The 12,289-nt window shown below is 69.7% G+C and carries 14 protein-coding genes; 9 read left to right on the top strand and 5 right to left on the bottom strand.

What is annotated here, in order from left to right; genetic code table 11:
- The first annotated feature begins 10 nt into the window (after positions 1-10).
- Together H4696_RS35180 and H4696_RS35175 are read left to right on the top strand one after the other, a co-directional pair.
- Positions 11-1,270, top strand: coding sequence for an MFS transporter (locus H4696_RS35180; protein WP_086857569.1), 1,260 nt, complete (start codon positions 11-13; stop codon positions 1,268-1,270).
- A gap of 321 nt (positions 1,271-1,591) precedes the next feature.
- Positions 1,592-2,758 (top strand): GGDEF domain-containing protein, encoded by a 1,167-nt coding sequence (locus tag H4696_RS35175; RefSeq protein WP_086857584.1) that lies wholly within the window; start codon positions 1,592-1,594, stop codon positions 2,756-2,758.
- A 12-nt stretch (positions 2,759-2,770) separates the two neighbouring features.
- On the opposite strand, the gene H4696_RS35170 is transcribed toward H4696_RS35175, so the two are convergent.
- Positions 2,771-3,415, bottom strand: coding sequence for a TetR/AcrR family transcriptional regulator (locus tag H4696_RS35170; protein WP_086857570.1), 645 nt, complete (start codon positions 3,413-3,415; stop codon positions 2,771-2,773).
- Positions 3,416-3,503: 88 nt separating this feature from the next.
- On the opposite strand from H4696_RS35170, the gene H4696_RS35165 reads away from it, so the two are divergent.
- Complete coding sequence (locus H4696_RS35165) at positions 3,504-4,718, top strand: lipase family protein (RefSeq protein WP_086857571.1); 1,215 nt, start codon at positions 3,504-3,506, stop codon at positions 4,716-4,718.
- A gap of 69 nt (positions 4,719-4,787) precedes the next feature.
- Here the strand turns inward: H4696_RS35165 and H4696_RS35160 are convergent, their stop codons facing one another.
- Entirely contained in the window at positions 4,788-5,198 is a 411-nt protein-coding gene (locus H4696_RS35160; RefSeq protein WP_086857585.1) for a DUF3151 domain-containing protein, read from the bottom strand.
- A 220-nt stretch (positions 5,199-5,418) separates the two neighbouring features.
- Here H4696_RS35160 and H4696_RS35155 point away from each other — a divergent pair, with 220 nt between their 5' ends.
- From H4696_RS35155 to H4696_RS35145, 3 genes are read left to right on the top strand one after another with little or no spacing between them, the layout of a single operon-like run.
- Positions 5,419-6,591: a hypothetical protein gene (locus H4696_RS35155; protein WP_192782697.1), complete on the top strand. Its 1,173-nt coding sequence runs from the start codon at positions 5,419-5,421 to the stop codon at positions 6,589-6,591.
- 22 nt (positions 6,592-6,613) lie between these two features.
- Positions 6,614-6,892 (top strand): type II toxin-antitoxin system Phd/YefM family antitoxin, encoded by a 279-nt coding sequence (locus H4696_RS35150; protein ID WP_086857573.1) that lies wholly within the window; start codon positions 6,614-6,616, stop codon positions 6,890-6,892.
- Entirely contained in the window at positions 6,885-7,289 is a 405-nt protein-coding gene (locus tag H4696_RS35145; protein ID WP_086857574.1) for a type II toxin-antitoxin system VapC family toxin, read from the top strand. The genes H4696_RS35150 and H4696_RS35145 overlap by 8 nt, the downstream gene beginning before the upstream one ends.
- A 54-nt stretch (positions 7,290-7,343) precedes the next feature.
- On the opposite strand, the gene fbaA is transcribed toward H4696_RS35145, so the two are convergent.
- From fbaA to H4696_RS35130, 3 genes are all read right to left on the bottom strand, one after another.
- Positions 7,344-8,375: a class II fructose-bisphosphate aldolase gene (gene fbaA, locus H4696_RS35140; protein ID WP_086857575.1), complete on the bottom strand. Its 1,032-nt coding sequence runs from the start codon at positions 8,373-8,375 to the stop codon at positions 7,344-7,346.
- 359 nt (positions 8,376-8,734) lie between these two features.
- Positions 8,735-8,929 (bottom strand): hypothetical protein, encoded by a 195-nt coding sequence (locus H4696_RS35135; protein WP_086857576.1) that lies wholly within the window; start codon positions 8,927-8,929, stop codon positions 8,735-8,737.
- Positions 8,930-9,031: 102 nt separating this feature from the next.
- On the bottom strand, positions 9,032-9,853 hold the full coding sequence (locus tag H4696_RS35130) for an LLM class F420-dependent oxidoreductase (protein ID WP_086857577.1): 822 nt from the start codon (positions 9,851-9,853) through the stop codon (positions 9,032-9,034).
- 63 nt (positions 9,854-9,916) lie between these two features.
- On the opposite strand from H4696_RS35130, the gene H4696_RS35125 reads away from it, so the two are divergent.
- The 3 genes from H4696_RS35125 (at position 9,917) to H4696_RS35115 (ending at position 12,288) form a co-directional block, all read left to right on the top strand.
- Positions 9,917-10,819 (top strand): aldo/keto reductase, encoded by a 903-nt coding sequence (locus tag H4696_RS35125; protein ID WP_086857578.1) that lies wholly within the window; start codon positions 9,917-9,919, stop codon positions 10,817-10,819.
- Positions 10,820-10,900: 81 nt separating this feature from the next.
- A complete protein-coding gene (locus H4696_RS35120; protein WP_086857579.1) occupies positions 10,901-11,812 on the top strand; it encodes an SDR family oxidoreductase in 912 nt (303 codons plus the stop codon).
- 2 nt (positions 11,813-11,814) lie between these two features.
- Entirely contained in the window at positions 11,815-12,288 is a 474-nt protein-coding gene (locus tag H4696_RS35115; protein WP_086857580.1) for a pyridoxamine 5'-phosphate oxidase family protein, read from the top strand.
- Position 12,289 lies beyond the last annotated feature (1 nt).

The following is a 12,289-nucleotide window of genomic DNA, read 5'->3' as shown; positions in this document are numbered from 1 at the left end:
GAGAAAACGCATGGCAGCACCGCCGGATCGGGTCACGTTCCGCGAGGTGTTCGGGATCGCCGAGTTCCGGGCGCTGTGGTTCGGGGAACTGCTGTCGATCGCCGGTGACCAGCTGGCCAGAGTCGCGCTGTCGATCCTCGTCTTCACCGGCACCAACTCCGCGACCCTGACCGGCCTGACGTACGCCTTAACCTACGCCCCGTCGCTGCTCGGCGGCATCTTCCTGACCGGCTTCGCCGACCGCTTCCCCCGCCGCACCGTGATGGTGCTCGTCGACCTGCTGCGCGCCGCGCTGATCCTGCTCGTCGCGCTGCCCGGCATGCCGTTCTGGCTGATGTGCGTGCTGGTCGGCGGCGTGTCCCTGGTCAACCCGCCGTTCAAGGCGTCCCAGCTGGCGCTGCTGCCGCAGGTGCTCGAAGGCGACCGGTTCGTCGTCGGGATGGGCATCCGCAGCATGACCGTGCAGAGCGCCCAGCTGCTCGGGTTCGCCGGCGGCGGCGCGCTGCTGATCGCCCTCGACCCGCACGTCGCGCTCGTCATCGACGCCGCCACGTTCCTGCTCTCGGCCGCCTTCGTCCGCTTCGGCGTCCGCGCCCGGCCGGCCGCGGCGAGCGGCGAGCAGCGCAAGTCCTTCTTCGCGACGCTGGGTGGCGGGGGCCGGACCGCGTTCGCCAGCTCTCCACTTCGGACACTCGTGCTCTTCACCTGGCTGATGGGACTGCTGCCGGTCTACGAGGGCATCGCGGCGCCGTACGTCTCGGCGTCGGGCGGCGGGCCCGAAGCGATCGGCCTGCTGCTGGCGGCCGACCCGATCGGCAGCGTCATCGCGACCTTCGCCTACACGCGCTGGGTGCCCGCCCGGCTGCGGCCGCGGCTGATCGGCCCGCTGGCGGCGCTGTGCGCGATCCCGCTGGTGCTGTGCTTCCTCAACCCCGGCCCGGTGTCCTCGATCGTCCTGTTCATCGTGTCCGGCGGGTTCGGCACGGTCTGCCTGCTGCAGGCGACCGCGTCGCTGACCCTGGCCGTGCCCGACGAGCAACGCGCGCAGGTGATGGGCCTGTCCAACACCGGGCTGACCACGATGATGGGCATCAGCCCGCTCATCGGCGGCGTGCTCGCGGATCAGCTGACCCCGCACGGCACGGTCGGCATCTTCGGCATCCTGGGAGTGGTGCTCACCCTGCCGCTGGCGGCGCTGTGGGCGCGATCGTTGTCGGCCGAACCCGGCCGGTGGCACGACAAAGAAGCCGCACGCGCCGAACATGCTTGACATGCTCCGCGCGTGGGCTCGACCTGCGCGACCTTGCGGTGCGCTGTGCGGTCACTGATCTTTGCCGCGCATCGCTGGCCACCTCTCGTTCCGGTGTCAACCAAAAAGTACACACCGAAAGCCCTTGTGGACAGCTGGCAAACGGTCTGAAACTGTCCGTGAGTAGATTGTCACTGATCACCTGCGCAAGGGGCTGGGGGAAAAATGGTCACATCGGGGGAACGGTCTGGACAAGCCTCGGTTCGTGGTGTTGCCGACTGGGCACTGTGGTCACGACCACGGGCTTGGGTCGCCGTCACACTCACCGCGATCACCGTCATGCTGGCCTGGACCACCGCGGCCACGCTCACGATTCCGGTCACGCTCGCGAACTTGGGGACGTTCGCGCTGCTCACCGCGCTGGCGGTGACCCAGACCGAGGTCAGCCGGGGCATCGAGCGCCAGCGCCGGATCCTGAGCAACGGCCCGCACATCAACATGACTTCGGTCTGGCTGCTGCCCGCCGGACTGCTCGTGCCGCCGCAGCTCGTGGCCGTGCTGGGGACGGTCCTGTACGTCTACCTCGCGTTCCGTAGCTGGTCCGGCTTCCGACCGGGTGAATTTCACCGCGTCGCGGCCAACGCGACCACGATGATCCTCTCCGGGTTCGCGGCCGGCTTCGTCGCGGAAGCCCTGCACGGGCACGGGATGACCGCCGTGGCGCTCGCCGCCACCGCCTTCTTCGCCACCAACACCGCGCTCACCGGGCTCGGGCTGTACCTGGCCGCGCCGGAGAAGGCGACCGTCGAAGGCTGCCTCGGCAACATGGACGACAACCTGCTGGAGCTGGCCACCCTGTGCGTCGGCGGCCTGCTGGTGATGGTCTTGACCACCGAGCCGCTGCTGTCGGTGCTGGTGATCCTGCCGCTCTACGTGCTGCAGCGGTCCGTGCTGATCAAGCGGCTCGAGGAGCTCGCCACCACCGACCAGAAGACCCAGCTGCTCAACGCCACCACCTGGCAGGACGGCGCGCAGCGCGAGATTTCGCGCGCGCAGCGGGAAAACGGCAGCTTCGGCGCCATGATGATCGACCTCGACCACTTCAAGCGGATCAACGACACCTACGGGCACCTCGCGGGGGACGACGTGCTCAAGGCGGTCGCCGCCGTGGTCAAGCAGGAGACCAGGGCGCACGACCTGGTCGGGCGGTTCGGCGGCGAGGAGTTCGTCGCGCTGCTGCCCGCGACGTCCAAAGAGGACGCGATCGTCACCGCCGAGCGGATCCGGCAACGGGTCAGCGAGCTGGTGATCAGCACGAAGACCAACGAAGGCGCGGCGGTCGACATCGAACGCCAGACGGCGTCCATCGGCGTCGCCGCGTACCCGCTCGACGGGTCGTCGATCGAGGAAGTGATGTCGTCCGCCGACGCGGCCGTCTACGCGGCCAAGCACGGCGGGCGGAACCGGGTGGTCGGCTCCGTCGCGCTCCCGGAGATGGCCGTCGCTTAGCTGAGTTCCGGGTCAGCGCAGCCGATCGATGACGTCGCTCGCCTTGGTCTGGAGGCGGGCGACGCCGCCGACGGTGAATTCGGTCAGCAGGTCGATCAAGGCGTCCTGGTCCGGCGGTTCGCCGTCCCAGGTGGCCTGGACCAGTGACTCGGTCATCGCGAAGAAGAGCGTGACGAGCGCGCGGTCGGCGCGGCCGGAGTCGATGCCGTGCGCGGCCCACCGCTTGCGGCTGGCTTCGGCGTAGACGACGGCCAGCCGCTCCCTCAACCGGGTGAGAGCGGGGTCGCCCGCGCGCTCGGCCGCGCGGAGCACGCCGTAGCCCTCGGGGTGGTCGGCGACGAAGGTGACCATGTTGGCGTAGTTGGCCCGCGCCCAGGCCCGCAGGCCGGGTTGCTCGTCGGCCACCGAAGGGCCCGCGATGGCGGCGAAGGCGCGTTCCTCGGTGGCCGCCACGACCTCGGCGAACAGCGTCGCGCGGTCGCCGAACTGCTCGTAGACGGCCTGCCGCGAGACGCCGGCTTCGCGCGCGATCTGCTCGATCGTCGCGCCCTGCATCCCGTGCTGCGCGACGACCCGCGCCGTCGCGCTCAGCACGCGGGCGCGCTGCTCACCGACCGGGAGCTTGCGCGGCCGCCCGCGCGGAGCGGGGCTTGACATGGTGGTCCACCTCACGTGATTCTTTTTCCGACACCTCTGTCTGAAAAGGTGTTCCCCGCGCACTAGTCCTGCTCAACGAGGAGCAAGCATGCGTATCTTCCCCCGTCGCGCGCTCGCCGCGGCCGTCGCCACGGTTTCGGTGCTGGCGCTGGTGGCACCCGGCGCCTCCGCGGCGTCCTTCTACGATCCCCCTTCACCGCTGCCGGCGGGCAGCAACGGCGACGTCATCCGGCACGAGGCGTCGACGTTCTACATCGACCCGATCCAGCTGATCAAGGCCGACGCGGACGTGCAGCGGATCATGTACCGCAGCACCGACACGCACGGCTCGCCGATCGCCGTCACCGGCACGGTGCTGACGCCGCGGTCGGCGTGGCACGGCACCGGCGCGCGCCCGATCGTCTCCTACGCCGTCGGCACGCAGGGCGAGGGCGACGACTGCGCGCCGTCGAAAGCGCTTGCCGCCGGCTTCGAGTACGAAGGCCCGTTCATCGCCGGGCTCCTGACGCGGGGCTACGGCGTCGTCGTCACCGACTACGAAGGGCTCGGGACGCCGGGCGACCACACGTACGTCAACCGCGCGGCGGAGGCGCACGCGGTCCTCGACGCCATCCGCGCGGCGCAGCGGCTGCCGGAGGCCGGGCTGCCGGACGACGGCCCGGTCGCGATCGCGGGCTACTCCCAGGGCGGCGGCGCGTCGGCCGCGGCGGCGGAACTGCAGCCGAGCTACGCGCCCGAGCTGAAGCTGAAGGGCGCGTACGCGGGCGCGGTGCCGGCGGACCTGGCTTCGGTGGCGAAGAACCTCGACGGCCACTACGCGGTCGGCTTCCTCGGCTTCGCGCTGGTGAGCATGAACTACGCGTACCCGGAGCTGAACATCCCGGCGCTGCTCAACGCGCGCGGCAAGCAGCTGTTCGAGCAGGTCCGGACCGAGTGCACGGTGGAGGCGATCGCCGCGCACGCGTTCACGCAGTCGTCGACGTTGACGACAGACGGCCGCTCGCTCACCGCGTACCTCGGTGAAGAGCCGTACGCGTCCAGGGTGGCGGAGCAGAAGATCGGGACGCTGAAGCCGGCGGTGCCGGTGCTGATCGTGCACAGCGCGCTCGACGACATCGTGCCCTACGCCCAGGACCGCGACCTGGGCCGGACGTGGTGCGGCAAGGGCGTGAAGGTGCAGTTCAGCACGTCACTGGTGCCGACGCACGTGCTCACCGCGGTGCGGGCGTTCCCGGAGGCGTTCGCGTGGCTCGAAGGCCGCTTCGCCGGCCTCCCGGCCTTCTCCAACTGCGGCCTGTTCTGACGCTGCGAAAGCCGTGAATGCCACATTGAGGGACCTAGTGTCCGTGAATGTGGCATTCACGGCCCTCGGTCACTTGAGGCCGGTGGCTTCCGCGGCGGCGGGGTCGGAGTCGGCGAGGAAGGTGCGGCAGCGGTCGTACTCCTCGGTCTCGCCGATCTTGCCGGCGGCCTTGCCCAGCACGGCGAGGGCGCGCAGGAAGCCCTGGTTGGGGCGGTGCGCCCACGGCACCGGGCCGAAGCCCTTCCAGCCCGCGCGGCGCAGCTGGTCGAGACCGCGGTGGTAGCCGGTCCGGGCGTACGCGTAGGCGGCGACGGTCTCGCCCGCCTCGAAGGCCTTCTCGGCCAGCGACGCCCACGCCTCGCTGTAGTAGGGGTGTTCGGCCGCGACGGTGGCCGGGTCGCTCCCGGCGTCGAGCGCGGCCTGGGCGGCGGTGTGCTCGGGCAGCAGCGTCGGCTCGGGGCCGAGCAGGTTGTGCGTCATGCCGCCCATTCTGCCTCTAGAAGAACAGGGCCCCGAGCACCCCGCCACCGGCCAGCACCAAGGCGCCGATCAGGACGGCGGCCACAACTCGTTTCGGCATCATGGCGGCACACCATGCCAACTCGCGCCGGGTGGAAGCAAGTTCGCCACCCGTAGGGGTGAACCCCGGTTTTCGACGGTCTTAGCCCGCTCGTGACCATGACCGGCCATGATGTCGGGCATGGCCAAGGCAGTCGACGTCCCGGTGGACGTGATCCCGCGCAGCCCCATCGGCAAGACGCGGCTGTTCTTCACGCGGCACTGGCACCGCGGCGCCCCCGGGCAGCCGACGCCGGACTGGGTGCTCCGCTTCTGCTACGGGATGTGGCTGACGGCGTTCGCGTTCAAGCTGCTCGGCTCGTCGTGGGACATGTCGTGGCACTTCATGTGGCTGCGCGACGACCTGGCGCCCCCGCACCTGATCAACACCGTCGGCACGGTGATCATCGTGGTGCTGGTGGCGATCCACAGCTACACGGGCCTGGGTGCCGACAAGCGTTCGCTGCGGCTGATGCAGATCGGCCTGCTGGTGTTCCTGGTGGCGGCGCCGCTGGACGTCATCAACCACCGCGTCAACGGCCTGGACCTGACCGCGTGGAGCCCGTCGCACATGATGCTGTACCTGGGCACGGGCATCATGCAGGCGGGCGTGCTGCTGGGCTGGCTTCGCTTTTCTCCGCCCGGGCGCTTCCGCACCGGCGTGCTGCTCGCGCTGTGGGCGTTCTTCCTGGAGAACACGTTCTTCCCGAACGGCCAGCAGGAGTACGGAATTCTCGGCTTGCGCGCGTGGGAGCGCGGCGAGCCGGAGGCGGAGAAGTCCCTGCTGGACTTCGCGGCCAACCAGATCGGCCACCCGGTCGACCGGACGGCGGTGCTGCACTTCACGATGCCGATCCCGGAGTGGGTGTACCCGCTGTGGGGCATCGGCGTGATGGCGTTGATCTTGGTTCTGGCCCGTCGCACGCTGGGCTTCCGCTGGGCGGCTTCTTCGGTCGCGCTCGCTTATGTGGCGTACCGGTCGGTGATGTGGCCGCTGCTGCTGGGGCTCGGGTTCCCGGTGTCGACGGTGCCGTTCTACCTGCTGTTCGTGGGTCTGGCGGTGGACCTGGCGTTCGCGATGGGCGCGGGTCTCCTCCGGGCCGGCGCGGGAGCACTGCTGGTGACGGCGTTCGGGTACGGCGCGCTGTGGGTGCAGTCACAGTTCCGCCCGTGGGTACTGGGCGACGCGCACACGGAGTCGGCCCCACCAGCGGCCTACTGGACGGCGGCGGTGGTCCTGGCGGGCGTGTTCGTCCTGTGGGCGGCGGCCGGCCCGATGACCCGGCGGCGGTCCGCGAGGCGGGTAACCGTGTAGCACACGGTGCTACACTCGCTGCGTGAACGTCATCAGCCAGCGGGAGTTCCGGAACAACTCCGCCGCGATCATGGACGCGGTCGAAGCCGGCGAGACGTATCACGTCACCCGCAACGGCGTGGAGATCGCCGAACTCCGGCCGGTGTCCCGCCGGAAGCGGTTCACCGCGGCGGAGCTGGTCGAGCGGCACAAGCGACTGCCGAAGATCGACGCGACGGCGCTGCGGCGTGAAGCCGACGAATTCTTCGGCGACGATCGCCTCGGCGACGACGACAACCCGTGGGAGCGCAAGCGTGGCTGACCGGCACGCCGCCGGCGTGCTCGACACCTGCACCTACATCGAGCTCGGCACCCTGGATCCGAAGTCCCTCCCGGACTTCCCGGAAATCACCGCGGTGACCATGGCCGAACTCCACCAGGGCGTCGTCATGACGACGGACCCGGCCACGAAGGCGCTGCGGAACGAGCAACTGGGCGCGGCCATCGTCGAATTCGCCCCATTGCCGTTCGACGACGAGGCCGCCACCCGGTACGGCACGCTGGTCGCGCTGACGATCGCCGCGGGCCGGTCACCACGACCACGCCGGCTGGACCTGATGATCGCCGCGATCGCCTCCGTGCGCGGCCTGCCGCTGTACACCCGCAACGCGAAAGACTTCCGCGGCTTGGAAAGCCTGCTCGAAGTCGTCGAGGTCTGAACACGGCGGAGGGGCGGCACTTTCCCCGTGAAAGTGCCGCCCCTCCGCGCGTGACTACTTGAGCTTCGTCCCCGCGGACCCGAGCGCCTGGCAGGCCTCCACCACGCGCTGAGCCATCCCGGCCTCAGCGGCCTTCAGGTACGACCGCGGGTCGTAGACCTTCTTGTTGCCGACCTCGCCGTCGATCTTCAGCACGCCGTCGTAGTTCTTGAAGAAGTGGTCCACGATCGGGCGGGTGAACGCGTACTGGGTGTCGGTGTCGACGTTCATCTTCACCACGCCGTAGGACACCGCCTCGCGGATCTCCTCCGGCAGCGAACCCGAACCGCCGTGGAAGACCAGCTCGAACGGCTTCGCGCCGGCGTCGAGGCCGAGCTTCTTCGCCGCCGCTTCCTGGCCGCCCTTGAGCACGTCCGGGCGGAGCTTGACGTTGCCCGGCTTGTACACGCCGTGGACGTTGCCGAAGGTCGCCGCGAGCAGGTAGCGGCCCTTCTCGCCGGCGCCGAGGGCGTCGATGGTCTTGAGGAAGTCGCCTTCGGCGGTGTAGAGCTTCTCGTTGATCTCCGCTTCGACGCCGTCTTCTTCGCCGCCGACGACGCCGATCTCGACCTCGAGGATGATCTTCGCCGCCGCGGTCTTGGCCAGCAGCTCGGTGGCGATCTCGAGGTTCTCGTCGAGGTCGATCGCCGAGCCGTCCCACATGTGGGACTGGAAGAGCGGGTTCTGGCCGTTCTTGACGCGCTCGGCCGAGATCTCGATCAGCGGGCGGACGAAGCCGTCGAGCTTGTCCTTCGGGCAGTGGTCGGTGTGCAGCGCGACGTTGACGTCGTACTTCGCCGCGACGACCTGCGCGAACTCGGCCAGCGCGGTCGCGCCGGTGACCATGTCCTTGACCTTCTGGCCGGACGCGAACTCCGCGCCGCCGGTGGAGAACTGGATGATGCCGTCGCTCTCCGCCTCGGCGAAGCCGCGGATGGCGGCGTTCACGGTCTCGGACGAGGTCACGTTGATGGCCGGGTAGGCGAACTCGTTCGCCTTGGCCCGGTCGAGCATCTCCGCGTAGACCTCGGGGGTGGCGATGGGCATCGTTACTCCTCCTTGGCACAGGGTGGGTCCCGACCGCATCGTACGAGGTGTACCGCCGCCGCACACCGGTCCCCGCGCAGAAACTTTCCCGCACGTCGGATCGGTTCAGAAGGAGGGTGTCCGGCCGCCGGGCGAACCGGCGGCCGGACGAGGATCACAGCAGCTCGGATGCCGGCACGAAACGGGCGAGATCACGTCTTGGCTACACACCGCAACGATCACTCGGCGAATGCCGACTAAGCGTGTCGGAAACCGCTGTCACTCGCCAGGAGAACCCCCGTGAAACGTCTACTCGGCCTAGTCGTCCTCGTCGCGTGCGTGACGACCGGCTGCAGCGTCGAGGTCAGTCGGCAGGAAGCTCAGCCGACAGCGGAAGCGACCATGCAGGTGTTCCGCACGCCGGGGAAACTGAACATCGGCCCTGCGACGTCGACCTTGGACATCGGCACGCTCGACGTGAGCTGGTCAGCGCCGACGACGGACCTCGACGTGACCGTCCGCGCCCGTGGCGCACGGGGCGCCATGTCCTGCGCGGTCACCCTCACGACCCGCACGAGCGAACTGTCGATCTACACCGATGACAACGGGCCCGGCCGGCGCAGAAGTAGGTCGGCCCGTGAAGGCTGCGCCTCGGCAGCCTTCACGGGCCGGCCGGATCACAGCAGCTCGGACGCCAGCGCGCGGTACGCCGGCCACGGGTCTTCGTTGAGCACCTGGATGTTCACGTGGTCGGCACCCGCCTCGAGGTGGGCCGACACGCCGCGGGCCACCGTCGGGGCGTCGCCCTGGAGGACCAGTGCGTCGACCAGGCGGTCGCTGCCCTCGCCCTCGAGGTCCTCGTCCGTGAAGCCGAGTTTCCGCAGGTTGGCGACGTAGTTCGAGAGGCCGAGGTAGAACTTGACGGTCTTGCGGCCGATCGCCCGGGTCTCGGCCGGGTCGGTGCCGAGGACGACCTTGTGCTCCGGGGCCAGCAGCTTGCCCGCGCCCAGGATCTCGCGCGTCGAACGCGTGTGCTCCGGCGTCGTCAGGTACGGGTGCGCGCCCGCGGTGCGGTCGCCGGCCAGCTTGACGACCTTCGGGCCGAGCGCCGCCAGCGCGCGGCCTTCGACGGGCACGCCGGCCGCGTCCAGGCCGTCCAGGTAGTCGACCAGCGCCGCGTACGGCTTCTTGTACTCCTTGGTCGCCTCGCGGTGGCCCGCGCCGACGCCGAGCAGGAAGCGGTCCGGGTACTTGCCCGCGATCCGCTCGTACACGCGGGCGATGTCCGCGGGCTCGTCCTGCCAGATGTTCACGATGCCGGTCGCGACGACCAGGCTATCCGTCGCCGCGAGCAGGTCGTCCACGTAAGCGAGGTCGCCACCCGGGGACGCCCCCAGCCAGATCGCGCCGTAGCCGAGCTTCTCCGCCTCCGCCGCGAACTGCGCGTCGACGCCCGAGTAGTGCCGCCAGATACCGAGCTTGCCGAGTTCGATTGCCATGGAACACTCCAACGCGCGGGGCGGCGATTTTCCTCCCGGGTCCGGCGAATTACTGTCGAAGACATGACCAAGCTGGGCAACACCGACCTCGACGTGTACGGGCTCAACCTCGGCGGCAACGTCTTCGGCTGGACGGCGGACGAGCCCCAGTCCTTCGCCGTCCTCGACGCCTACACCGCGGCCGGCGGCAACTTCGTGGACACCGCCGACCTCTACGGCGGGGGCGGCGGCTCCGAGGAGATCCTCGGCAACTGGCTGGCCGCGCGCGGCAACCGGGACGACGTCGTCGTCGCGACCAAGGTCGGCATGTGGCAGGGCCGCCCGGGCCTGTCCGCGAAGAACATCCAGGCCGCGGCAGAGGACTCGCTGCGCCGCCTCAAGACCGACCGCATCGACCTCTACTACGCCCACGTCGACGACCCGGACACCCCGCTCGAGGAGACACTGAGCGCGTTCGACGCCCTGGTCCGCGCGGGCAAGGTCCGCTACCTCGGCGCGTCCAACTACAGCGCCGGGAGGCTCGCAGACGCACTGTCCATTTCGGACGCGAATGGCCTCGCGCGGTACGCCGTGCTGCAGCCGCACTACAACCTCGTCGAGCGGGACTACGAGCGCGAACTGGCCCCGCTCGTCGAGCGCGAAGGCCTGACCACGCTGCCGTACTTCTCCCTCGCGAAGGGCTTCCTGACCGGCAAGTACCGCACCAAGGGCGACGTGACCGACAGCCCGCGCGCGGCCCGCGCCGAGTCCTATTTGGACAACGGCGGCGAGCGCGTCCTGGCCAAGCTCGACGACGTCGCGAAGGCGCACGGCGTCTCGGTCGCCACGGTCGCGCTCGCCTGGCTGCGGCAGCAGCCGACGGTCGCCGCGCCGATCGCCAGCGCCCGGACCCCGGAGCAGCTCACCGACCTGATCGCGTCCGTCACCCTCGACCTGACTCCAGACGAAGTAGCGTCACTTTCGTAGGGAAAGTGAGGCCTACTCTTGGGTAGCTTACTGCGGGTAAGTTGAGGTACGGTGCCCTCAAGTGACATCAAGGAGGGCACCGTGGCCAACCCGTTTTCGCTGCTGAGCGGCACCAAGAAGGTCGACGGGAAGGTCGTGCTGATCACCGGCGCGGCCCGCGGCATCGGCGCCGGACTGGCCGAACGGCTCGCCGCGCGCGGCGCGAAGGTCGCCCTCGTCGGCCTCGAAGCCGAAGAGCAGAAGAAGGTCGCCGACCGGATCGGGCCGAACGCGCACGCCTGGGAAGCCGACGTCACGAGCTGGGACGCCCTCGAAAAAGCGACGAAGGGCGTCGTCGAGCACTTCGGCGGGATCGACATCGTCATCGCCAACGCCGGCATCGCGACCGCGGGCTTCGTCCGCTCGGTCGACAAGGCCGCGTTCGAGAAGGTCATCGAGGTCGACCTGCTCGGCGTCTGGCGGACGTTCCGCGTCACGCTCCCGCACGTCATCGAGCGCAAGGGCTACCTGCTCGCCATCTCCAGCCTCGCCGCGATCACGCACGCGCCGGGCATGGCGAACTACGCCGCCGCCAAGGCCGGTGTCGAGGCGTTCTCGAACAGCCTCCGCGCCGAGGTCGCCCACCTGGGCGTCAAGGTCGGCGTCGCGCACCCGACGTGGATCCGCACCGACCTGGTCGAGAGCGCCGACGCGCACCCCGTGTTCGGCAAACTCCGCGCATCGATGCCGGGCCTGATCGGCAAGACCTACCCGCTCGACACCGCGCTGGACGACCTCGAAGCGGGCATCCTCAAGCGCGCCCGGACCATCCACGTGCCGCGCTGGGTCGGCGGGCTCAAGCTGCTCCGCGCGTTCCTGCCGCCGATCATCGAAATCGGCTCCCGCAGCCGGGTACCTTCGGCGGACAAGGCCGCGCTGGCCGACATCGAGGCGCGCGGCGCGTTCGAGTCGGCGGTCACCGGCCACGGTGGGCGAGCCGCCACCAAGGGGTGAACATGTCCCGTCGTGAGCAGATCCGGATGACCGAGGACGAGGTCCGCGAGTACCTCGCCGGCCAGAAGGTCATCAACGTCGCCAGCGTCGGCCCGAACGGGCGGCCGCACCTCGCGCCGCTCTGGTACTTCCCGCACGAGGACGGCGTCGCGACCTGGACGTACGGCACGTCCCAGAAGGCGAAGAACCTGCGGCGGCTCCCCGAGGCGACCGTGCTCGTCGAGGACGGCGACAGCTACGAGAAGCTGCGCGGCGTCTCCTTCGAGGCCGACGTCGAGATCGTCGAGGACACCGCCGAGGTCACCCGGATGGGGATCGAGCTCATGCAGCGGTACGCGGGCGCCAAGCCGGGCGACCCGGTGCCCGACGAGCTGCGGGGCTTCATCGCAGGTCAGGCCCCCAAGCGCGTCGGGCTGATCTTCCGGCCGACCAAGGTCGCCAGCTGGAACCACGGCAAGCTCGGTGGGACGTACTGAT

It is taken from the genome of Amycolatopsis lexingtonensis, from assembly GCF_014873755.1.
GTDB classification, from domain to species: Bacteria; Actinomycetota; Actinomycetes; order Mycobacteriales; family Pseudonocardiaceae; genus Amycolatopsis; species Amycolatopsis lexingtonensis.
Note: the sequence above shows the minus strand (reverse complement) of the source record. Positions and strands in the feature narration are given on the sequence as shown.

What these genes read in the sequence shown, in the direction of transcription:
- H4696_RS35130 (WP_086857577.1), bottom strand. Translation starts at nt 9,853, where the DNA reads ATGGCAATCGAACTCGGCAAGCTCGGTATCTGGCGGCACTACTCGGGC.
- H4696_RS35115 (WP_086857580.1), top strand. Translation starts at nt 11,815, where the DNA reads ATGTCCCGTCGTGAGCAGATCCGGATGACCGAGGACGAGGTCCGCGAG.
- H4696_RS35180 (WP_086857569.1), top strand. Translation starts at nt 11, where the DNA reads ATGGCAGCACCGCCGGATCGGGTCACGTTCCGCGAGGTGTTCGGGATC.
- H4696_RS35165 (WP_086857571.1), top strand. Translation starts at nt 3,504, where the DNA reads ATGCGTATCTTCCCCCGTCGCGCGCTCGCCGCGGCCGTCGCCACGGTT.
- H4696_RS35170 (WP_086857570.1), bottom strand. Translation starts at nt 3,415, where the DNA reads ATGTCAAGCCCCGCTCCGCGCGGGCGGCCGCGCAAGCTCCCGGTCGGT.
- H4696_RS35155 (WP_192782697.1), top strand. Translation starts at nt 5,419, where the DNA reads ATGGCCAAGGCAGTCGACGTCCCGGTGGACGTGATCCCGCGCAGCCCC.
- H4696_RS35160 (WP_086857585.1), bottom strand. Translation starts at nt 5,198, where the DNA reads ATGACGCACAACCTGCTCGGCCCCGAGCCGACGCTGCTGCCCGAGCAC.
- H4696_RS35125 (WP_086857578.1), top strand. Translation starts at nt 9,917, where the DNA reads ATGACCAAGCTGGGCAACACCGACCTCGACGTGTACGGGCTCAACCTC.
- fbaA (WP_086857575.1), bottom strand. Translation starts at nt 8,375, where the DNA reads ATGCCCATCGCCACCCCCGAGGTCTACGCGGAGATGCTCGACCGGGCC.